General features: G+C 73.1%; 19 protein-coding genes. 5 read left to right on the plus strand and 14 right to left on the minus strand.

Features of this window, described 5'->3' with window-relative positions; translation table 11 throughout:
• Positions 1 to 8: 8 nt before the first annotated feature.
• The 7 genes from ACFW1A_RS23895 to pyrR form a co-directional block, all read right to left on the minus strand.
• Positions 9 to 1,103, minus strand: a complete 1,095-nt coding sequence (locus ACFW1A_RS23895; RefSeq protein WP_380411320.1) for a quinone-dependent dihydroorotate dehydrogenase — start codon at positions 1,101 to 1,103, stop codon at positions 9 to 11.
• 61 nt (positions 1,104 to 1,164) lie between these two features.
• Entirely contained in the window at positions 1,165 to 4,473 is a 3,309-nt protein-coding gene (gene carB / locus ACFW1A_RS23900; RefSeq protein ID WP_380411323.1) for a carbamoyl-phosphate synthase large subunit, read from the minus strand.
• On the minus strand, positions 4,466 to 5,623 hold the full coding sequence (gene carA, locus ACFW1A_RS23905; protein ID WP_380411326.1) for a glutamine-hydrolyzing carbamoyl-phosphate synthase small subunit: 1,158 nt from the start codon (positions 5,621 to 5,623) through the stop codon (positions 4,466 to 4,468). The genes carB and carA overlap by 8 nt, the downstream gene beginning before the upstream one ends.
• Complete coding sequence (locus ACFW1A_RS23910) at positions 5,620 to 6,174, minus strand: hypothetical protein (protein ID WP_380411362.1); 555 nt, start codon at positions 6,172 to 6,174, stop codon at positions 5,620 to 5,622. The genes carA and ACFW1A_RS23910 overlap by 4 nt, the downstream gene beginning before the upstream one ends.
• Before the next feature lie 17 nt (positions 6,175 to 6,191).
• The gene (locus ACFW1A_RS23915) at positions 6,192 to 7,496 is read right to left on the minus strand and encodes a dihydroorotase (RefSeq protein ID WP_380411328.1); all 1,305 of its coding nucleotides are present in this window, start codon (positions 7,494 to 7,496) and stop codon (positions 6,192 to 6,194) included.
• Positions 7,493 to 8,473, minus strand: a complete 981-nt coding sequence (locus ACFW1A_RS23920) for an aspartate carbamoyltransferase catalytic subunit (protein ID WP_380411331.1) — start codon at positions 8,471 to 8,473, stop codon at positions 7,493 to 7,495. The genes ACFW1A_RS23915 and ACFW1A_RS23920 overlap by 4 nt, the downstream gene beginning before the upstream one ends.
• 6 nt (positions 8,474 to 8,479) lie before the next feature.
• The gene (pyrR, locus tag ACFW1A_RS23925; RefSeq protein ID WP_380411334.1) at positions 8,480 to 9,088 is read right to left on the minus strand and encodes a bifunctional pyr operon transcriptional regulator/uracil phosphoribosyltransferase PyrR; all 609 of its coding nucleotides are present in this window, start codon (positions 9,086 to 9,088) and stop codon (positions 8,480 to 8,482) included.
• Between the two features lie 324 nt (positions 9,089 to 9,412).
• On the opposite strand from pyrR, the gene ACFW1A_RS23930 reads away from it, so the two are divergent.
• The gene (locus ACFW1A_RS23930) at positions 9,413 to 9,916 is read left to right on the plus strand and encodes a transcriptional regulator (RefSeq protein ID WP_110671758.1); all 504 of its coding nucleotides are present in this window, start codon (positions 9,413 to 9,415) and stop codon (positions 9,914 to 9,916) included.
• 156 nt (positions 9,917 to 10,072) lie between these two features.
• Here ACFW1A_RS23930 and ACFW1A_RS23935 read toward each other — a convergent pair whose 3' ends face one another.
• The 4 genes from ACFW1A_RS23935 to ACFW1A_RS23950 form a co-directional block, all read right to left on the minus strand.
• Positions 10,073 to 10,903 carry a thioesterase family protein gene (locus ACFW1A_RS23935; protein ID WP_380411338.1) on the minus strand — a complete coding sequence of 277 codons (831 nt, stop codon included), beginning with the start codon at positions 10,901 to 10,903 and terminating at the stop codon, positions 10,073 to 10,075.
• Positions 10,904 to 11,076: 173 nt separating this feature from the next.
• A complete protein-coding gene (nusB, locus tag ACFW1A_RS23940; RefSeq protein ID WP_380411340.1) occupies positions 11,077 to 11,514 on the minus strand; it encodes a transcription antitermination factor NusB in 438 nt (145 codons plus the stop codon).
• 2 nt (positions 11,515 to 11,516) lie between these two features.
• Complete coding sequence (gene efp / locus ACFW1A_RS23945) at positions 11,517 to 12,077, minus strand: elongation factor P (protein ID WP_110671761.1); 561 nt, start codon at positions 12,075 to 12,077, stop codon at positions 11,517 to 11,519.
• Between the two features lie 66 nt (positions 12,078 to 12,143).
• On the minus strand, positions 12,144 to 13,250 hold the full coding sequence (locus tag ACFW1A_RS23950; RefSeq protein WP_380411343.1) for a M24 family metallopeptidase: 1,107 nt from the start codon (positions 13,248 to 13,250) through the stop codon (positions 12,144 to 12,146).
• Between the two features lie 119 nt (positions 13,251 to 13,369).
• Between ACFW1A_RS23950 and ACFW1A_RS23955 the strand changes: the two genes are divergently transcribed.
• Positions 13,370 to 14,188 carry an SAM-dependent methyltransferase gene (locus tag ACFW1A_RS23955; RefSeq protein WP_380411346.1) on the plus strand — a complete coding sequence of 273 codons (819 nt, stop codon included), beginning with the start codon at positions 13,370 to 13,372 and terminating at the stop codon, positions 14,186 to 14,188.
• A gap of 22 nt (positions 14,189 to 14,210) precedes the next feature.
• Entirely contained in the window at positions 14,211 to 15,617 is a 1,407-nt protein-coding gene (locus tag ACFW1A_RS23960; RefSeq protein WP_380411348.1) for a lipase maturation factor family protein, read from the plus strand.
• Here the strand turns inward: ACFW1A_RS23960 and ACFW1A_RS23965 are convergent.
• Positions 15,608 to 16,543: a zinc-binding alcohol dehydrogenase family protein gene (locus ACFW1A_RS23965; RefSeq protein WP_380411350.1), complete on the minus strand. Its 936-nt coding sequence runs from the start codon at positions 16,541 to 16,543 to the stop codon at positions 15,608 to 15,610. The two genes, ACFW1A_RS23960 and ACFW1A_RS23965, sit on opposite strands and share 10 nt — an antisense overlap.
• Before the next feature lie 81 nt (positions 16,544 to 16,624).
• Between ACFW1A_RS23965 and ACFW1A_RS23970 the strand changes: the two genes are divergently transcribed.
• Both ACFW1A_RS23970 and ACFW1A_RS23975 read left to right on the plus strand, forming a co-directional pair.
• A complete protein-coding gene (locus ACFW1A_RS23970) occupies positions 16,625 to 17,062 on the plus strand; it encodes a MarR family winged helix-turn-helix transcriptional regulator (protein WP_380411353.1) in 438 nt (145 codons plus the stop codon).
• A 111-nt stretch (positions 17,063 to 17,173) separates the two neighbouring features.
• On the plus strand, positions 17,174 to 18,511 hold the full coding sequence (locus ACFW1A_RS23975) for an MFS transporter (RefSeq protein WP_380411356.1): 1,338 nt from the start codon (positions 17,174 to 17,176) through the stop codon (positions 18,509 to 18,511).
• On the opposite strand, the gene ACFW1A_RS23980 is transcribed toward ACFW1A_RS23975, so the two are convergent.
• Positions 18,492 to 19,298 (minus strand): Fpg/Nei family DNA glycosylase, encoded by an 807-nt coding sequence (locus ACFW1A_RS23980; protein ID WP_380411358.1) that lies wholly within the window; start codon positions 19,296 to 19,298, stop codon positions 18,492 to 18,494. The two genes, ACFW1A_RS23975 and ACFW1A_RS23980, sit on opposite strands and share 20 nt — an antisense overlap.
• 34 nt (positions 19,299 to 19,332) lie before the next feature.
• On the minus strand, positions 19,333 to 20,131 hold a 799-nt coding region (locus ACFW1A_RS23985; protein ID WP_380411360.1), incomplete at its 5' end, for an AAA family ATPase.

Genomic DNA, 20,131 nt, shown 5'->3' on the forward strand with positions numbered 1-20,131 from the left:
CGTCAGGACTACGCGTTCGCTCCGACGGCCTCGCTCAGCGAGCGGTAGCCGTCGCGGCGCAGCCGGGCCCCGAGGCCCTTGTGCACCCGGCGCATCCAGAACGGTCCCTCGTAGATGAAGGCGCTGTAGCCCTGCACCAGGTCGGCGCCGGCCAGGATCCGCTGCCAGGCGTCCTCGGCGGTCTCGATGCCGCCCACCGAGACCAGCACCAGCCGGCCCTCGGTGCGCTTGCGCAGGCGCTTCAGCACCTCCAGCGAACGGTCCTTCAGCGGCGCGCCGGACAGCCCGCCCATGCCGATCTCCTCGACCCGTGCGGCGGGCGCGAGCAGGCCCTCGCGGCCGATCGTGGTGTTGGTGGCGATGATCCCGTCCAGGCCCAGCTCCAGGGCCAGGTCGGCGACCGCGTCCACGTCCTCGTCCGCCAGGTCGGGGGCGATCTTCACCAGCAGCGGCACGTGGTGCGCGGTGGCCGCGTCGGCCGCCGCCCGCACCGCGGTCAGCAGCGGGCGCAGCACCGAGACCGCCTGCAGGTTGCGCAGCCCCGGGGTGTTCGGCGAGGAGACGTTGACCACCAGGTAGTCGGCGTGCCCGGCCAGCCGCTCGGTGCTCTTGACGTAGTCGGCGACCGCGTCGGCCTCCTCGACCACCTTGGTCTTGCCGATGTTGACCCCGACCACCGGGGAGAGCGAGCCGCGCTGACGCTGCGCCAACCGGGCCGCGATCCGGGCCGAGCCCTGGTTGTTGAAGCCCATCCGGTTGATCAGCGCCCGGTCCTCGACCAGCCGGAACAGCCGCGGCTGCGGGTTGCCCGGCTGCGGCTCGCCGGTCACGGTGCCGATCTCGACGTAGTCGAAGCCGAGCATCGCCAGGCCGTCGATGCCGATCGCGTTCTTGTCGAACCCGGCCCCCAGGCCGAACGGGCCCGGCAGGTCCAGGCCCAGCGCGTTGGTGCGCAGCGCCGCGTCGCGCGGCGCCAGCACCAGGGCGACCAGCTGCCGCAGACCGGGCACCGAGGCGGCCAGCCGGATCCAGAAGAAGGCCAGGTGGTGCGCCTTCTCCGGGTCCATCTTCCGGAAGACCAGGTTGAACAGGATCTTGTACACGGGGCTCCTCGCATGGGAAGGGGAGGCATCCGGCGACGGATGCCTCCCCTTCAGGATGGTGCTACTTGCGGCCGGCGTTGATCAGCGCCGCGTGCTCCTGCAGCGACATCACCCCGACCTCGCCGCGGACCAGCGCGTCGATGCCCTGCACCGCCGCGCCCATCGCCTGGACGGTGGTCAGGCACGGCACGCCGCGGGAGACGGCGGCGGTGCGGATCTCGTACCCGTCCATCCGGCCGCCGGTGCCGAACGGGGTGTTGATGATCAGGTCGACGTCGCCGTCGTGGATCAGCTGGACCACGGTCCGCTCGCCGTTCGGGCCCTCGCCCTCGCTGTGCTTGCGCACCAGGGTGGACGGGATCCCGGCCCGCTGCAGCACCTCGGCGGTGCCGGCGGTGGCCAGCACCTCGAAGCCCAGCTCGACCAGCGCCCGGGTCGGGAAGACCAGGTTGCGCTTGTCGCGGTTGGCCACCGAGACGAAGACCTTGCCCTTGGTCGGCAGCGCACCGTACGCACCGGCCTGGGCCTTGGCGTACGAGGTGCCGAAGACCTTGTCGATGCCCATGACCTCACCGGTCGAGCGCATCTCCGGGCCGAGCACGGTGTCCACGCCGCGGCCGTGGATGTCGCGGAACCGCGACCACGGCATCACGGCCTCCTTGACCGAGATCGGGCAGTCGGACGGCAGCGTGCCGCCGTCGCCCTCGGCCGGCAGCAGGCCCTCGGCGCGCAGCTCGGCGACGGTGGCGCCGAGCGAGATCCGGGCCGCCGCCTTGGCCAGCGGCACGGCGGTCGCCTTGGAGGTGAACGGCACGGTGCGCGAGGCGCGCGGGTTGGCCTCCAGCACGTAGAGGATGTCCCCGGCCAGCGCGAACTGGATGTTGATCAGACCGCGCACCCCGACGCCCTTGGCGATCGCCTCGGTGGAGGCGCGCAGCCGCTTGATGTCGAAGCCGCCCAGGGTGATCGGCGGCAGCGCGCAGGCCGAGTCGCCGGAGTGGATGCCGGCCTCCTCGATGTGCTCCATCACGCCGCCGAGGTAGAGCTCCTCGCCGTCGTACAGCGCGTCGACGTCGATCTCCACCGCGTCGTCCAGGAAGCGGTCGATCAGCACCGGGTGCTCGGAGATCAGACCGGCGTGCCGCTCCAGGTAGGAGGCGAGGCTGGCCTCGTCGTAGACGATCTCCATGCCGCGCCCGCCGAGCACGTAGGAGGGGCGGGCCAGCACCGGGTAGCCGATCTCGTCGGCGATCGCCTTGGCCTCCTCGAAGGAGAAGGCGGTGCCGTGCTTGGGCGCCGGCAGGCCGGCGTCGCGCAGCACCCGGCCGAACGCGCCGCGCTCCTCGGCCAGGTCGATCGCCTCCGGCTGGGTGCCGACGATCGGCACGCCGTTCTCCTTGAGCGCCTGGGCCAGGCCCAGCGGGGTCTGACCGCCGAGCTGGACGATGACGCCCGCGAGCGGACCGGCCTGCGTCTCCGCGTGCACGATCTCCAGCACGTCCTCCAGGGTGAGCGGCTCGAAGTAGAGCCGGTCGGAGGTGTCGTAGTCGGTGGAGACGGTCTCCGGGTTGCAGTTGACCATCACGGTCTCGTAGCCGGCCTCGGCCAGCGCGAAGGACGCGTGCACGCAGGAGTAGTCGAACTCGATGCCCTGGCCGATCCGGTTCGGACCGGAGCCCAGGATGATCACCGCGGGCTTGGTGCGCGGGGCGACCTCGCTCTCCTCGTCGTAGGACGAGTAGAAGTACGGGGTCTTGGCGGCGAACTCGGCGGCGCAGGTGTCGACCGTCTTGAAGACCGGGCGGATGCCCAGCGCGTGCCGCACCTCGCGGACCACGTCCGGCTTGAGGCCGCGGATCTCGCCGATCTGCTGGTCCGAGAAGCCGTGCCGCTTGGCGTGCCGCAGCAGCTCCGGGTCGAGCAGCTCGGCCGCGGCCAGCTCCTCGGCGATCTCGTTGAGCAGGAAGAGCTGGTCCACGAACCACGGGTCGATCTTCGTCGCGTCGAAGACCTCCTCGGGGGTGGCGCCGGCCCGGATCGCCTGCATCACGGTGTTGATCCGGCCGTCGGTCGGCACCTGCGAGGTGGTCAGCAGCTCGGCCTTGTCGCCGACCTCGCCGACCCAGGTGAACTGCGACCCCTTCTTCTCCAGCGAGCGCAGCGCCTTGTTCAGCGCCTCGGGGAAGTTGCGGCCCATCGCCATGGCCTCGCCGACCGACTTCATGGTCGTGGTCAGCGTGGCGTCCGCGCTCGGGAACTTCTCGAAGGCGAACCGCGGGACCTTGACCACCACGTAGTCGAGCGTCGGCTCGAAGGAGGCCGGGGTCTGCTCGGTGATGTCGTTGGGGATCTCGTCCAGCGTGTAGCCGACGGCCAGCTTGGCGGCGATCTTGGCGATCGGGAAGCCGGTGGCCTTGGAGGCGAGCGCCGAGGAGCGGGAGACGCGCGGGTTCATCTCGATCACGATGACCCGGCCGTCCTCCGGGTTGACCGCGAACTGGATGTTGCAGCCGCCGGTGTCCACACCGACCTCGCGGATCACCGCGATGCCGATGTCGCGCAGGATCTGGTACTCGCGGTCGGTCAGCGTCATCGCCGGGGCGACGGTGATCGAGTCACCGGTGTGCACGCCCATCGGGTCGAAGTTCTCGATCGAGCAGACCACCACGACGTTGTCGTTGCGGTCGCGCATCAGCTCCAGCTCGTACTCCTTCCAGCCGAGGATGGACTCCTCCAGGAGCACCTCGGTGGTCGGCGAGAGGGCCAGGCCCTGGCCGGCGATCCGGCGCAGGTCCTCCTCGTCGTGCGCGAAGCCGGAGCCGGCGCCGCCCATGGTGAAGGACGGGCGCACCACGACCGGGTAGCCGCCCAGCGTCTCGACGCCGGCCAGCACGTCCTCCATCGAGTGGCAGATCACCGAGCGGGCCGACTCGCCGTGACCGATCTTGGCCTTGACGGCCTCGACGACCTGCTTGAACAGCTCGCGGTCCTCGCCCTTGTTGATCGCCTCGACGTTGGCGCCGATCAGCTCCACGCCGTACTTCTCCAGCGTGCCCGCCTTGTGCAGGGCGATCGCCGTGTTCAGCGCGGTCTGGCCGCCCAGGGTGGGCAGCAGCACGTCCGGCCGCTCCTTGGCGATGATCTTCTCGACCATCTCCGGGGTGATCGGCTCGACGTAGGTCGCGTCGGCGATCTCCGGGTCGGTCATGATCGTCGCCGGGTTGGAGTTCACCAGGACGACGCGCAGGCCCTCGGCCCGCAGCACCCGGCAGGCCTGGGTGCCGGAGTAGTCGAACTCCGCGGCCTGGCCGATGACGATCGGGCCGGAGCCGATGACCAGGACGGACTTGATGTCGGTGCGCTTAGGCACGCTGGCCCTCCATGAGCTGGGCGAAGCGATCGAACAGGTAGGCGGCGTCGTGCGGGCCGGCCGCGGCCTCGGGGTGGTACTGCACGGAGAACGCGGGCGTGTCCAGGCACTGCAGGCCCTCGACCACGTCGTCGTTGAGGCACACGTGGGAGACCTCGGCGCGCCCGAAGGGGGTGTCGCTCACCCTGTCCAGCGGCGCCTCCACGGCGAAGCCGTGGTTGTGCGCGGTGACCTCGACCTTGCCGGTGGTGCGGTCCTGGACCGGCTGGTTGATGCCGCGGTGGCCGTACTTGAGCTTGTAGGTGCCGAAGCCCAGCGCCCGGCCGAGGATCTGGTTGCCGAAGCAGATCCCGAAGAACGGGGTCCCGCGGCCGAGCACCTCGCGCACCACGGCGACCTGGTGGTCGGCGGTGGCCGGGTCGCCCGGGCCGTTGGAGAAGAACACCCCGTCCGGCTGGACGGCGTAGATGTCCTCGACGGTCGCGTTGGCCGGCAGCACGTGCACCTCGATGCCGCGCTCGGCCATCCGCTGCGGGGTCATCGCCTTGATCCCGAGGTCCACCGCGGCGACGGTGAACTTCTTCTCGCCGACCGCCGGGACCACGTAGGGCTCGGTGGTGGCGACCTCGGCGCACAGGTCGGCGCCCTTCATCTCCGGGGCCCGCAGCACCCGCTGCAGCAGCTCGGCCTGCTCGGCCAGCGCCTCGCCGGAGAAGATGCCGACCCGCATCGCCCCGCGCTCGCGCAGGTGGCGGGTGAGCGCGCGGGTGTCGACACCGCTGATCCCGACCACGCCCTGGGCGGCGAGCTCGGCGTCCAGCGAGCGCCGGGACCGCCAGTTGGAGGCCACCCGGGCGGGGTCGCGGACCACGTAGCCGGCCACCCAGATCTGCTTGGACTCGTCGTCCTCGTCGTTCCAGCCGGTGTTGCCGATCTGCGGGGCCGTCATGACCACCACCTGGCGGTGGTAGGACGGGTCGGTCAGGGTCTCCTGGTAGCCGGACATGCCGGTGTTGAAGACCGCCTCGCCGAAGGTCTCGCCGGTCGCGCCGTAGGCCTGGCCGCGGAAGGTGCGGCCGTCCTCCAGGACCAGCACGGCGGGCACGCGTTCGCGCCAGGGGCGCGGCGCGGTGGGGGCAGGTGCGGTCATGGTGCTACGCCTTCCGTCTTCTTCGTCCGTACTGCAAGCGTCTGATCGACGCGGGCGTCGATCGCGGCGACCCACTCGGGGTGCCGGTCCGGGTGGTCCAGTCGGAACCCGGACTCCAGGTCCTTCCCGCCGAGCCGCCAGCCGACCACCAGCAGGCCGGCCGGGACCACCTTCCCGGCGATGCCGGTGTCGGTCCGAGCACCCGTCAGGTCCTCGGCGGGCAGCCAGAGGTCGACGTCACCCGGGCGGCGGACCAGCAGGCCGCGCTCGGTCAGGGTCAGCTCCGCCAGGCTCCTGGTGCCCAGGCCGTGGGCCACCACCCGGTCGAGCCAGTTCCCGGCGGTGGTGCTGCCGTGGTAGCGGCCGCTGCTCTCCAGGATGGTGGTGCCGGGCTCGCTCGGCACGGCGGGCAGCTCCGCCAGGTCCGACTGCAGGGTGCGCCGCCACTGCCAGCCCTGGCGCATCAGCCAGTAGACCAGGCCCACCAGGATGAGCAGGCCCACGATCCAACCGATGTGCGTGGGCCAGTCGTTCACCTTGGCCTTCTGCATGGCCGTCAGGGTGCTGGTCACGCGAGGGAGTCCTGCTCGACCAGCTCGCCGGCGAGCACGGTGGCCACCCCGCGCAGGAAGGTGGCGTGCACCCGTCCGGGCAGGTCCAGGCCCCGGTAGGGGGTGTTGCGGCTGCGGGTGGCGAAGGCGTCGGGATTCACGGTGCCACGGTACGCGGGGTCGAACAGCACCAGGTTGGCGGGTTCACCGACCGAGACGGGGCGGCCGTGGCCGGTGAGCCGGCCGATCCGCGCCGGGCGGTGCGACATCCGGTCGGCCACGCCCTCCCAGTTCAGCAGGCCGGTGTCGACCATCGCCTGCTGGACCACCGAGAGCGCGGTCTCCAGGCCGACCATGCCCATCGCGGCGGCGGCCCACTCGCAGTCCTTGTCCTCGGCCGGGTGCGGCGCGTGGTCGGTGGCCACCGCGTCGATGGTGCCGTCGGCCAGCGCCTTGCGCAGCGCGTGCACGTCCTCGGCGGTGCGCAGCGGCGGGTTCACCTTGTACACCGGGTCGTAGGAGCGGACCAGCTCGTCGGTGAGCAGCAGGTGGTGCGGCGTCACCTCGGCGGTGACGTCCCAGCCCTTGGCCTTGGCCCAGCGGATGATCTCCACCGACCCGGCGGTGGAGACGTGGCAGACGTGCAGCCGGGAGCCGACGTGCGCGGCGAGCAGCACGTCGCGGGCGATGATCGCCTCCTCGGCGACGGCCGGCCACCCGCCCAGGCCCAGCTCGCCGGAGACCTGGCCCTCGTTCATCTGGGCGCCCTCGGTGAGCCGCGGCTCCTGCGCGTGCTGGGCCACCACGCCGTCGAAGGCCTTCACGTACTCCAGCGCGCGGCGCATGATCACCGCGTCGTCCACGCACTTGCCGTCGTCCGAGAAGACCCGCACGCCGGCGGCCGACTCGTGCATCGCGCCCAGCTCGGCGAGCTTCTTGCCCTCCAGGCCGACCGTCACGGCGCCGACCGGCTGCACGTCGCAGTAGCCGGACTCCTTGCCGAGCCGCCAGACCTGCTCGACCACGCCGGCCGTGTCGGCCACCGGGAAGGTGTTGGCCATCGCGTGCACCGCGGTGTAGCCGCCCTTGGCCGCGGCCTGGGTGCCGGTCAGCACGGTCTCGGCGTCCTCGCGGCCGGGCTCGCGCAGGTGGGTGTGCAGGTCGACCAGGCCGGGCAGCGCGACCAGGCCGGAGGCGTCGATCTCCACGTCGGCCGAGGCGGTCAGGCCGGTGCCGACCTGCTGGACGACGCCCGCGTCGATCAGGATGTCCTGCGCGGGGCCGCCGAGCAGCTGGGCGTTGCGGATCAGGTAGGAAGTCACTTGGCGCCCTCGCTGGAGTTGGTGCTGGTGGTGCTGTCGGCGAGCGTCGCGCCGCCGAGCAGGAGGTACAGGACGGCCATCCGGATCGAGACCCCGTTGGCCACCTGCTCGACCGCCGTGCAGCGCGGCGAGTCGGCGACCTCGGCGGTGATCTCCATGCCGCGGACCATCGGGCCCGGGTGCATCACGACGGCGTGGGCCGGCAGCTTGGCCAGTCGGCCGGCGTGCATGCCGTAGCGGCGCGAGTACTCGCGCTCGGTGGGGAAGAAGGCGGCGTTCATCCGCTCGCGCTGGACCCGCAGCATCATCAGCGCGTCGGTCTTGGCCAGCGTGCTGTCCAGGTCGTAGGAGACCTCGCAGGGCCAGGACTCGATGCCGATCGGCAGCAGGGTCGGCGGGGCCACGAAGGTGACCTCGGCGCCCAGCGTGTTGAGCAGCAGCACGTTGGAGCGGGCGACCCGGCTGTGCAGGACGTCACCGACGATGGTGATCCGGCGCCCCGCGAGGTCGTTGCCCGTGCCCGGGTTGAGGTGCCGGCGCATGGTGAACGCGTCCAGCAGGGCCTGGGTGGGGTGCTCGTGGGTGCCGTCGCCGGCGTTGATCACGCTGCCGTGCAGCCAGTCGGACTGGGCCAGTCGGGCCGGCGCGCCGGAGGCGTGGTGGCGGATCACCACGGCGTCGGCGCCCATCGCCTGCAGGGTGAGGGCGGTGTCCTTGAGGCTCTCGCCCTTGGAGACCGAGGAGCCCTTGGCGGCGAAGTTGATCACGTCGGCCGACAGGCGCTTCTCGGCGACCTCGAAGGAGGTCTTGGTCCGGGTGGAGTCCTCGAAGAAGAGGTTGACGACGGTGCGGCCGCGCAGCGTGGGGAGCTTCTTGACGGCCCGTCCGGAGAGCTGGGCGAGCTCCTCGGCGGTGTCCAGGATCAGCAGCGCGTCGTCGCGGCTGAGATCGGCGGCGGAGACGAGGTGGCGCTTCACGGGGTCTTACTCCGGGGTGCTCGGGGCGGCCATGGCCTGGGAGGAGCGGGCGGCGTAGTCGCGGTCGCCGACCAGCACGGCGTCCTGGCCGTCGGTGTCGGAGAGGCGGACCTGCACGGCCTCGCGCAGCGAGGTGGGCAGGTTCTTGCCCACGTAGTCGGCGCGGATGGGCAGCTCGCGGTGGCCGCGGTCGACCAGGACCGCCAGCTGCACGGCGCGCGGGCGGCCGATGTCGCCGAGGGCGTCGAGGGCGGCGCGCACGGTGCGGCCGGAGAAGAGCACGTCGTCGACGAGGATCACCAGGCGGCCGTCGATGCCGTCGGCCGGGATCTCGGTGTGCTCCAGGGCGCGGGCGGGCTTGAGCCGCAGGTCGTCCCGGTACATGGTGATGTCGAGCGTCCCGAGCGGGATGTCGCGGCCGGTGATCTGCGTCAGCTTGGTGTGCAGCCGGCGGGCGAGGTGGACCCCGCGGGTGTGGATGCCGAGGACGACCACGTCCTCCGCGCCCTTGGCGCGCTCCACGATCTCGTGCGCGATCCGGGTGATCACCCGGGCGATGTCCGCGCCGTCCAGCACCTGGTGCGGCGGGCGCGGCAGATCAGTCTGTGTGGTCATGCCGAAGCGGACCTCCTTCCCCGCCTCACGGGACGGGCCTTAAAGGATGTCTGGGAAGTGGCTGCCCGGTCGTGGCGGCGGCCTCGCCCATGGTAGCAGGGCGATCATCCGGCGGCTGCCGGGCGTTGTGTCGTGTTCACGCAGAGGTAGCAGACCATTCGCACGACTGCCCCATTCGGCTTGACGCGGCTACCTTACTCTACGTAACCTCACAGTGAGTTACGGAACGCGCGTCCTACCCACCGGTAGGCCGAGTGGGAAGCAGGGGCACCCCTCCACTCCCCCGTGACCGCAACGAACACGCAATTTCGTCCGGGGAGAACAATGTCCAGCGACTACGCGAAGCAGCTCGGAGGCAAACTCCGCGCTATCCGCACTCAGCAGGGGCTCTCCCTGCACGGCGTCGAGGAGAAGTCCCAGGGGCGCTGGAAGGCCGTCGTCGTCGGCTCCTACGAGCGTGGCGACCGCGCGGTGACCGTGCAGCGCCTCGCCGAGCTGGCCGAGTTCTACGGCGTGCCGGTGCAGGAGCTGCTTCCCGGCGGGACCCCGGGCGGGGCGGCCGAGCCGCCGCCGCGCCTGGTGCTGGACCTGGAGAGACTGACCCAGGTCCCCAGCGAGAAGGCCGGCCCGCTGCAGCGCTACGCGGCCACCATCCAGTCCCAGCGCGGCGACTACAACGGCAAGGTGCTGTCGATCCGCCAGGACGACCTGCGCACCCTGGCCGTGATCTACGACCAGTCGCCCTCGATCCTCACCGAGCAGCTGATCAGCTGGGGCGTGCTCAACTCCGACGCGCGCCGCGCGGTGCGCGAGGAGGAGGCCAACTGAACCCGGCCCGGTCGCGGTAACTGAAGAAACGTCACGGCGTGACCCGCTCGGGGTCACGCCGTCGTCGTCTCCTTCACGCCCCCGCGACCGGTGGTGCGCAGGGGGCGCGCACCGCGCAGTGAGGCGTCCGGGGCGCACACGGCGCCCCGCAGGCGGTTACGGCACGCGGGGCGCGCGGGCCAGCTGCCGGGACTGCGCGACCAGTCGGCCGGTCTCGTCCCAGATCTCGCAGTCCTCCTCGAAGTAGCCGCCGGCCAGGTTCCGGGTGCGGTGGCTGACCTTCAGCCAGCCCGGGGCCGGCAGCGCCCGCAGGTGCACGGTCAGCTCGATGGTCGGCGCCCAGCCGGGCCGGCCCAGGTCGAACGTGACCGGCGGCAGCGCGTCGGCGACCAGCAGCAGCGCCAGCGGGTCCGGCTCGCGCCCGTCGGCCAGCCGGAACCAGCCCTGGATCACCCCGTTGCCCGACGGCCGGCCGAGCGCCCAGCCCACGCAGGCCGGGTCCAGCCGCAGGTCGAACCGCTGCAGCAGGGCGGCCTGCTCGATGAACTGCGGCGGCGCGTGCTCGACCCCGATGCACTGCTCCCGGGGCGGCAGCACCGGCTCCACGGCCGCGGTGCCCACCTCGCCGTCCAGCGTCGCCAGGTCGGTGTAGCCGGCCAGCACCCGCAGCCGCTCGACCCGCTGCCCGTTCTCGTCCTGCTGGTGGAGCACGGCGGTGGCGTTGGAGAGCGAGTTGCCCTTGCGCAGCACCTCGGTCTGCACCGTGTACGGGCCGGGGCGCGAGGCGGAGAGGTAGTAGCCGCTGATCGACAGCGGGTCCGGGTGCTGCGGCAGCTCCAGGCGCAGCGCGTGGGCGGCCGCGGCCAGCAGGAAGCCGCCGTTGACCCCGCCGCCGATCTGCCAGCCGGCGCCCAGCTCACCGCGGTACCACCCGTCCCCGCCGTCCGGGTGCAGGGCGATGCCCCGGTCGAACTCGCTGCTGGCCATGGCGTGCCGCCTTCCCGGAGATGTTACTGACGAGTAGGACGCAGCGTACTCCACCCGGGTGACACGTCTACCCGCCCGGGCCCGAACGCACCGCGGCCGCCGGACGAAGTCCCCCCGGCCGAAGGTCGGGGGGCGGTCGTCCGGCGGCCGCGGGTGGTGCGGGCGCGCTGGGATCAGCGGCGGATCGCCGCCTTGTTCTCCTGGAACCGGGCGAGCAGGCCGTTCACGAAGCCCGGCGAGTCGTCCGTGGAGAAGTCCTTGGCGATCTCCACCGACTCGTCCAGGACGACCGCGTCCGGCACCCCGTCCTCCCAGATCAGCTCGTACGCGCCGAGCCGCAGGACGTTGCGGTCCACCAGCGGCATCCGGTCCAGCGTCCAGCCGACCGCGTAGGTCGAGATCAGCTCGTCGATCCGACGTGCGTGCCGGGTGTAGCCCTCGACCAGCTCCATGGTGTACTCGGCGACCTGCGGGACGCCGTCACCCGGCTTGGCCTCGCGGCCCCGGGCCACCCAGTCGGCGAGCACCGCGAGCGGGTCGACCTCCCGGTGGTCGGCCTCGAAGAGGATCTGGAACGCGTGCGTGCGCGCCTTGGTGCGTGCAGAGGCCACGGTTACTTGACCCGGCCGAGGTAGCTGCCGTCGCGGGTGTCGACCTTGACCTTCTCGCCGGTGGTGACGAAGAGCGGGACCTGGATCTCGGCACCGGTCTCCAGGGTGGCCGGCTTGGTGCCACCGGTGGAGCGGTCGCCCTGCAGGCCCGGCTCGGTCTCCGCGATGACCAGCTCGACCGCGGCGGGGAGCTCGACGTACAGCGGGGCGCCGTCGTGCTGCGCGACCAGCGCGTCGAAGCCCTCGAGCAGGTACTTGGCGGCGTCGCCGACCACGCCCGGCTCGACCGTGATCTGGTCGTAGGTGTCCATGTCCATGAAGATGAAGTTCTCGCCGTCCTTGTACGAGAACTGCATGGTGCGCTTGTCGACGTTCGCCGTCTCGACCTTGACGCCCGCGTTGAAGGTCTTGTCGACGACCTTGCCGGTCAGGACCTCCTTGAGCTTGGTGCGCACGAAGGCCGGGCCCTTGCCGGGCTTGACATGCTGGAACTCCACCACGGACCACAGCTTGCCGTCGAGGTTGAGAACCATGCCGTTCTTGAGATCGTTCGTGGAAGCCACGGGCGCACTTACTCCTGATATAGCTGTCAAGGAACCAAGGGTGCGGGCCTGCCTCCGCCGGGGCGGTCACAGGGCGAGGAGCTCCTTGGTGGTGATGGTGAGCAGCTCGGGCCCGCCCGCTTCCACGGGACGCACGACGAGCGTGTCCTCGATCCGGACGCCGCCGCGACCCGGGAGGTGGACCCCTGGACCGACGGTGACCGGCACGCGATTGTCCAGTTTACCCATCTCGCCGGGTCCCAGGTGCGGCGCCTCCCGGACTTCCAGGCCCACACCGTGCCCGAACGGCCGCGGCGGCTCCTCCAGGTGCCCCGCCTCGCGCAGCAGTTCGCGTGCCGCACGGTCGGGCGCACTGGCCGGCGTGCCGGGGACCAGCGCCTCCCGGCCGGCCCGCTGGGCCTCGAAGACCAGCCGGTGCAGCTCGACCTGCCAGGGCGCGGGGGCCGCGCCGATCACGAAGGTGCGGGTGGAGCAGACGCTGTAGCCGCGGTACTGGGCGCCGAGCGAGACGGTCAGGAAGTCGCCCTCCTCCACCCGCCGGTCGGTGGGCAGGTGCAGCGGGCGCCCGGAGTGGCTGCCGGTGCCCACCGAGACCGGGAACCCGGCCCGGTCCGCGCCGTGGTCGATCATCCGGCGCTCCAGCTCCATCGCCAGGTGCCGCTCGGTCCGCCCGACCAGGATCGACTCCAGCAGCTCGCTGAGCGCCTGGTCGCCGATCTCGGCGGCGATCCGCAGGTCCGCGATCTCCTGCTCGTCCTTGACCACCCGCAGCTGCTCCACCGCCCGGCCGAGGTCGCCCAGCCGGACCGCGGGGGCCAGCTCCTGCACCCGGCGCAGCCGACCGACCGTCAGGTCGTGCTCCTCCACCGCCAGGTCGGACACCCCGAACGAGGCGGCGGCCTCGGCGGCCGGCTCCAGGGTGTCGACCGGGCCCGGGGCGGTCAGCTGCGGCAGGTCCACCGCGTAGGGGTGCTCGCCGGTGTCGTCCGGCGGCAGGTCGGCCGGCAGCACCAGCAGCGCGCGCTCCCGGGTGAGCAGCAGGGTGGCGCCGCACGGCGCGCAGCCGGTGAGGTACCGGACGTTGGCGGGCTTGGTGATCAGCGCCGCGTCCGCCCCGCCCGCACTGCAGTACTCGCCGAGCCGCTCCCTGCGGGCCGCGTGCGCATCAGACATGTCGGTCAGCCTAGGGAGACCGGGCCCGGACCGCCCGTCGACTGGGCCGGGCGGGCGATCCGCGGGCGGTGACGGGCCGTCGGATAGGCTGCCCGACGCTACGGGGGAGAGGAGCACCAGTGACCGACTGGGACGTGCTGGGCGGCCGGGCACCGGTCGGGATCGACACCACCGTGGCCCACTCCGCCCGGGTGTACGACTACTGGCTCGGTGGTCGGGACAACTTCCCGGCCGACCGGGAGCTGGCCGAGCGGATCATCACCGCCGTGCCGGACATGCGGGCGATGGCCCGGGCCAACCGGGACTTCCTCGGCCGGGCGGTCACCCACCTGGTGACCGAGGGCGGGATCCGGCAGTTCGTCGACATCGGCACCGGGATCCCGACCGCCGGCAACACCTTCGAGGTGGCCCAGGAGCTGGCCCCGGAGTGCCGGGTGCTCTACGTGGACAACGACCCGATCGTGCTGACCCACGCCCGGGCGATCTTCTCCAGCCATCCGGCCGGGCGGACCGACTACGTCCTGGGCGACCTGCGCCGGCCGTCCGAGATCCTCACCCACCCGGTCTTCGAGCGGATCATCGACCGGGACCGGCCGATCGGGCTGCTGCTGGTCGCGGTGCTGATGCTCTTCGAGGACGCCGAGGACCCGTGGGCCATGGTCCGCACCCTGGTGGACGCGCTGCCCTCGGGCAGCTACCTGGCGCTCACCCACCCGAGCGGCGACTTCGCCCCGGCCGAGGTGGCCCTGGCAGTGCGCGCCGCCGAGCAGGCCCGGGTCACCCTGGTGCCGCGCCCGCGCGCCCAGGTGGCCCGGTTCCTGGACGGCCTGGAGCCGGTCGGGCCGGGCCTGGTCCCGGTGCTCGGCTGGGGCGAGGTGGCGCCCGGCACCGACGTGAACGCGGCCTACTACTACGGCGCGGTGGCCCGCAAGCCGTAGCGGCCGGTGGTTGGCTGGAGGGGTGGAGTGGTTCACCGCACCCGACTTCGCGCTCAGCCGGCTGGTGCTGCAGCGGCTGCTGGCGCTGGTCTACCTGGTGGGCTTCCTGGCGGCGGCGCGGCAGTTCCGGGCGCTGATCGGTGCCCGCGGGCTGCTGCCGGTGCCGCGCTACCTGCGCCACCGGGGCTGGCGGGAGGCGCCGAGCCTGTTCCAGTGGGGGTACTCCGACCGGCGGTTCGCGGCGGTGGCCTGGACGGGGGCGGCGCTGGCCGCGGCCGTGCTGGCCGGGGCGGCGGACGCGGTGCCGCTGGGCGCGGCCACGGCGCTGTGGGCGGTGCTCTGGGTGCTCTACCTGTCGATCGTCAACGTCGGACAGACCTGGTACGCGTTCGGCTGGGAGTCGCTGCTGCTGGAGGCGGGGTTCCTGGCCGTCTTCCTGGGCAACGCCGAGGTGGCGCCGCCGGTGCCGGTGCTGCTGCTGGTGCGCTGGCTGCTCTTCCGGGTCGAGTTCGGCGCCGGGCTGATCAAGCTGCGCGGGGACGCCTGCTGGCGGGACCTGAGCTGCCTGCGCTACCACCACGAGACCCAGCCCATGCCGGGCCCGCTGAGCTGGTACTTCCACCACCTGCCGATGCCGCTGCACCGGGTCGAGGTGGCCGCCAACCACCTGGCCCAGCTGGGCCTGCCGGTGCTGCTCTTCGCCCCGCAGCCGATCGCCTCGGTGGCGGCGGGCGCGATGGTGGTCACCCAGCTGTGGCTGATCGCCTCCGGCAACTTCGCCTGGCTCAACTGGCTGACCGTCGCGCTGGCCTTCGGCGCGCTGCGGCTGCCGGGTTCCGGTCGGCGGGCCACCGGCGCCGCGCCGCTCTGGTTCGAGGTGCTGGTGCTGGCCTGCACCGCGTTGGTGCTGGTGCTCAGCTACTGGCCGGCCCGCAACCTGCTGTCGCGCCGTCAGCTGATGAACTACTCGTTCAACCGGCTGCACCTGGTGAACACCTACGGCGCCTTCGGCAGCATCAGCCGGATCCGGTTCGAGGTGGTCCTGGAGGGCACCGACGAGGCCGCGCCGACCGGGGCCACCGTCTGGCGGGAGTACGGCTTCCGCGGCAAGCCGGGGGCGCTGGACCGGCGCCCGCGCCAGTTCGCGCCGTACCACCTGCGGCTGGACTGGCTGATGTGGTTCGCCGCGCTCTCCCCCGGCTACGCCCGGGCCTGGCTGCGGCCGCTGGCCGAGCGGCTGCTGGAAGGGGACCGGGACACCCTGCGGCTGCTCGGCCACAACCCGTTCCCGGACGCGCCGCCGCGCTGGGTGCGGGCGGTCGCCTACCGGTACCGGTTCACCAGCCGGGCCGAGCGGCGCGACACCGGGAACTGGTGGCACCGCTCGGGGCCCCGGCCCTACCTGGCGCCGGTGGGGCGTCAGGACTGACCCGTGCTCAGCACCACCCGGCCCCGGTTGCGGCGGGACTCCAGCAGCGCCACCGCCTCGGCGGCCCGCTCCAGCGGGAGCACCTGGGAGACCGGGCGGATCCGCCCCTCGGCCAGCAGCCGCCACAGGTCGGCCCGGATCCCGTCGACCAGCTGCGGCCGGTGCCGTGCCAGCTGACCCATCGACAGCCCGGTGACGGTGGCCATCGAACCGAGCACCGCACCCGCGTCCAGCGTGCCGCCGTGGCCGGCCAGGGTGACCAGCCGGCCGAACGGGACCAGTTGGCCCAGCGCCCTGGGCAGCACCTCCTGCCCGGTGCCCTCCAGCACCAGGTCGACCGGGTCGCCCCAGTCGGCGTCCCGGTAGGCCACCACCTCGTCGGCGCCCAGGCCGCGCAGGAACTCCGCCTTCTCGGGCGAGCCCACGGCGGCCACCACCCGGCCCGCGCCGAGCGCCTTGGCCAACTGGACGATCAGGTGCCCGACCCCGCCGGCCGCGTTGGTCACCAGCACCGACCGGCCGGGCGCCAGCTCGCCCACCCGCAGCGCGGCCAGGGCCACCAGGCCGCCGTGCACCAGCCCGAGCGCGTCGGCGGCCGCAACCTCGTCCGGGACCCGGGTGATCGTCGCCGGCGCGGCCAGCAGCCGGTCGGCGAAGGCCTCGGCGGCGATCCCGCCCACCCGGTCGCCGACCCGGTACCCGGTCGACTGCTCACCGACCGCGACCACCCGGCCGACGAAGCCGCCGCCGGGCGCGCCGGGCAGCGGGACCTGCCCGACCCCGCGCAGCGTCTTGAGCAGCATCAGGGTCACTCCGGCCGCCTCGGTGGCCACCAGCACCTCGCCGGGACCGGGCACCGGCGGCTCGACCTCGTCGAGCTCCAGCACCTCGGGGCCCCCGTAGCGGTGGAACCTGACCTTGCGCATGCGCGCTCCCCCTTCGATCGTTGGTACTCCCAACGATAACGGGGATTTCATGGGGATGTCCAACGACTTTAGGATGGCGCCATGCCTGACGCCCCCTTCTCGCAGTTGCACACCCTCCCCAGCTGGCTGCTGGGCCGGGCCGGCGCCCTGGGCCACCGCCTGGTCGCCGAGCGCCTGGCCGCGGCGGAGCTGAAGCCGGGGCACCACGCGGTGCTCTGCGCCGTCGCCGAGTTCGGACCGCTGGCCCAGGCGGACCTGGCCCGCACCGTCCGGATCGACCCCAAGGACCTGGTGGGCGCGATCAACGAGCTCGCCGCGCGCGGACTGCTGGTCCGGGCGAAGGACCCGCACGACGGACGGAAGAACGCGATCTCGCTCTCCCCCGCGGGCACCGAGCTGCTGGCCCGGTCCCGGGACCTGGGCGCGCAGGCTAACGAGGAGCTGCTGGCCCCGCTGTCGGCACCGGAGCGGGAGCAGCTGCTGGCGCTGGTGGCACGGCTGATCGAGGGCCGGGTCTGAGCCGTCGCACCGTCCGGCCGCGAAGTCTCTCGACATCAATTATCTTGACATCGAGATTGTTCTCCGCGAGGCTGCTCCCGGATCGTGTACGACGTGGAACGGGGGCCAGGAATGGGACGGCGCGAGGACGGGCTGCTGGCGCAGCTGCGACGGCCGCCGGGCGGACGGGACGCCCGGATCATGCTCGCGGCGCAGGCCGTGGACCGGACCGGGACCGGCGTGTGGTCGGCGGCCTCGGTGCTGTACTTCACCTTCGTCCGCCACCTGGACGCCCGGCAGGTCGGCCTGCTGGTGGGCGTCGCGGCGGTGGCCGGGATCGCGGGGTCGCCGCTGGCCGGCCGGCTGGCCGAACGGCTCTCGGTGCGCGGGCTGCTGATCGGCAGTCACCTGCTGCGGGTGGGCACCATGGCCCTGCTCGTGCTGGTGCACGACTTCACCGCGCTGATGGGCGTGGTGGCCCTCACCTGCCTGGCCGAGCGCGGGGCCAAGACCCTGGAGATGCTCTTCGCCACCCGGGTGGCCGGCCCGCGGCGCGGCACCTACCAGGCGCTGTTCCGGACCGTGGCCAACGCGGGCACCGCGGTCGGCGCCGGGCTCGCGGCGGTCGGGCTCGCCGTCGGCACGGCCGACGCCTACCGCGCACTGATCCTGGCCAACGCGCTCTCCTACCTCGCCGCGGCCGTCCTGGTGCACCGGACCACTGCGGCGGTCGGGCTGCCCGCGGCCCCGGCCGGGGCCGCCCCGGACTCCCCCGGCGCGACCGGCCCGTGGCGGGACCGCGGCTACCTGCTCTTCGTGCTGCGCGACACCGCGCTCTGCCTGGACGACTCGCTGCTCAGCGTGGGCCTGCCGCTCTGGCTCATCCACCGCACCACGGCCCCGCACGCCCTGGTGCCGTTCTTCCTGATCCTCAACACCGTGATGGTGGTGGTGCTCCAGCTGCCGGTCTCCCGGCGCACCGACGGACCGCGCCGGGCGGCCACCGCGGTCGGCTGGTACGGGGTCGCCCTGTTCGCCGCCTGCCTGGCACTGGCCCTCGCCACCGGGGGCGGCCCGGTGCGCGGTTCGGTCGCGCTGCTGCTCGGGGCGGTGCTGGTCACGCTGGCCGAGCTGGTCCGCTCGGTCACCTCGTGGGAGCTGGCGGTCAGCCTGGCCCCGGACCACGGACAGGCCTCCTACCTGGGGGTGGCCGGGATGTCCCAGGCGGTGCAGAAGTCGCTCGGCCCGCTGCTGCTGACCGGCGTGGTGATGACGGCGGGTCCGCTCGGCTGGCTGGCGCTGGGCGCCGGGGTGAGCGGGGTGGGCGCCGTCCAACGGCTGGGCGCCCGGCGCCGGCTCGCGGCGCTCGGGCGGGCGGGCACGGTGGTCGGCGGCTCGGTGGTCGGGAGCCCGGCGGGCGCGGGGTCGGCGGTCGAGCCGGTCCGCGCGGTCAGCGGCGCTGGCAGCTAGGGCACCAGAACAGGTTCCGCGCGGCGTGCGCCTCGGTGCGGACCTCGGTGCCGCAGACCAGGCAGGGCTGCCCGGCCCGGCGGTAGACGTAGACCTCGCCGCCGTGGTCGTCCACCCGGGGCGGGCGGTTCATCGCCTCGGGGGTGTGCTCGGGGCGGACGGTGTCGATCCGGCCGAGCGCGGCGCCCTCGCGCATCAGCTCGACCAGGTCCTGCCAGACCGGCTCCCACTCCGCCCGGGTCAGGTCGCGCCCGGCCCGGTGCGGGTCGATCCGGTGGCGGAACAGCACCTCGGCCCGGTAGACGTTGCCCACCCCGGCCAGCACCTTCTGGTCCATCAGCAGCGCGGCGACGGTGGTGCGGCTGCGGCTGATCCGGTGCCAGGCCCGCTCCGGGTCCGCGTCGGCGCGCAGCGGGTCGGGGCCGAGCCGGGCGTGCACCGCGTCCTTCTCGGCGGGGGTGAGCAGTTCGCAGGTGGTGGGGCCGCGCAGGTCGGACACGTGCTCCTGGTTCGCCAGCCGCAGCCGGATCAGGCCCACCGGCTCGGGCGCGGGGGCGGCGCCGAAGGTGACGGTGCCGTACAGCCCGAGGTGGATGTGCAGCCAGTGGCCCGGGAAGCCGAGGAACAGGTGCTTCCCGTCCGCCTCGGCCCGCTCCAGCGGCCGGCCGTCGACCAGCTCCGCCCCCTCGGCGAACCGCCCCTGCGGGCTGGCCACCGCCACCGGCGCACCGCCGAACCGTCGCAGGTGCTCGGCGGCGAGTCGGTGCAGGATGTGGCCTTCGGGCATGCGCAGGAGCTTACCGGGCCGCCGCCGGCGGTCCTCAGCGGACCGGCTGCCCCGCCAGCCGGGCGGCGATGACCCGGTCCAGGGCCTCGGCGGTGGCGGGCACGTCGAGTTGGGAGTTGTCGATGATCGGCAGCCCGGAGTTGTACCAGCCCGCCATCCGCCCGTGGATCAGGGCCACCTGCTCGTCGCTCAGCCGGCGGGTGCCGGCGCGGCGGGCGTTGCGGGCCAGCACCGAGTCCAGGCCCGGGAGCAGCACCACCGGGATCATCCCCGGCCCGATGTGGCGCCGCCAGCCGCCCAGCCCGATGGCCGGCCGGTCCGGGAAGACCGCGTCGTCGATGATGCACGAGATGCCGTTGGCCAGGTAGTTGCGGCAGGCGAAGCCGCAGGTGCGGCGGGCCAGCCGGTACTGCGCCTCGGAGTCGCTGTTCCAGCCCGACTGCGGGTTGGCGAAGCCGGAGCAGACCCACTCCCGCACGTCGTCCAGGCTGATGTGCGCGGTCGGCGTGGTGCGGCGCTCGGCCCAGTGCCGGGCGACCGTGGTCTTGCCGGCGCCGGCCGGTCCGATCAGCAGCACCGCGAGCGGGCCGAGCGCGGCGCCCGGGTGCGGCGAGGTGTGCGCGGGCAGCTGGACCGGTGAGCCGGTGGGCATGACGAAGTGCCCGGTCCCACCGGGCGGCACGGCGGCGCTCGGCGCGGCGACCGCCCGGCGCGGCGGTCCGGCGGGCGGCGGCGGGGGCACCACCGGCGGGACGCCCGGTGGGGGCGGGGGCGGCTGAGCGCCCGTCACCTGGCCGACCGTCAGCTGCGCGGCGGCCGGCCCGGGGGCGGGC

Source organism: Kitasatospora sp. NPDC058965 (assembly GCF_042741245.1).
Taxonomy (GTDB): domain Bacteria; phylum Actinomycetota; class Actinomycetes; order Streptomycetales; family Streptomycetaceae; genus Kitasatospora.

Bases quoted from the DNA above. Each gene is read 5' to 3' on its own strand.
- carA (WP_380411326.1), bottom strand. From the start codon at position 5,623: ATGACCGCACCTGCCCCCACCGCGCCGCGCCCCTGGCGCGAACGCGTG.
- ACFW1A_RS23910 (WP_380411362.1), bottom strand. From the start codon at position 6,174: ATGCAGAAGGCCAAGGTGAACGACTGGCCCACGCACATCGGTTGGATC.
- pyrR (WP_380411334.1), bottom strand. From the start codon at position 9,088: ATGACCACACAGACTGATCTGCCGCGCCCGCCGCACCAGGTGCTGGAC.
- ACFW1A_RS23930 (WP_110671758.1), top strand. From the start codon at position 9,413: ATGTCCAGCGACTACGCGAAGCAGCTCGGAGGCAAACTCCGCGCTATC.
- ACFW1A_RS23935 (WP_380411338.1), bottom strand. From the start codon at position 10,903: ATGGCCAGCAGCGAGTTCGACCGGGGCATCGCCCTGCACCCGGACGGC.
- ACFW1A_RS23950 (WP_380411343.1), bottom strand. From the start codon at position 13,250: ATGTCTGATGCGCACGCGGCCCGCAGGGAGCGGCTCGGCGAGTACTGC.
- ACFW1A_RS23965 (WP_380411350.1), bottom strand. From the start codon at position 16,543: ATGCGCAAGGTCAGGTTCCACCGCTACGGGGGCCCCGAGGTGCTGGAG.
- ACFW1A_RS23970 (WP_380411353.1), top strand. From the start codon at position 16,625: ATGCCTGACGCCCCCTTCTCGCAGTTGCACACCCTCCCCAGCTGGCTG.
- ACFW1A_RS23975 (WP_380411356.1), top strand. From the start codon at position 17,174: ATGGGACGGCGCGAGGACGGGCTGCTGGCGCAGCTGCGACGGCCGCCG.
- ACFW1A_RS23980 (WP_380411358.1), bottom strand. From the start codon at position 19,298: ATGCCCGAAGGCCACATCCTGCACCGACTCGCCGCCGAGCACCTGCGA.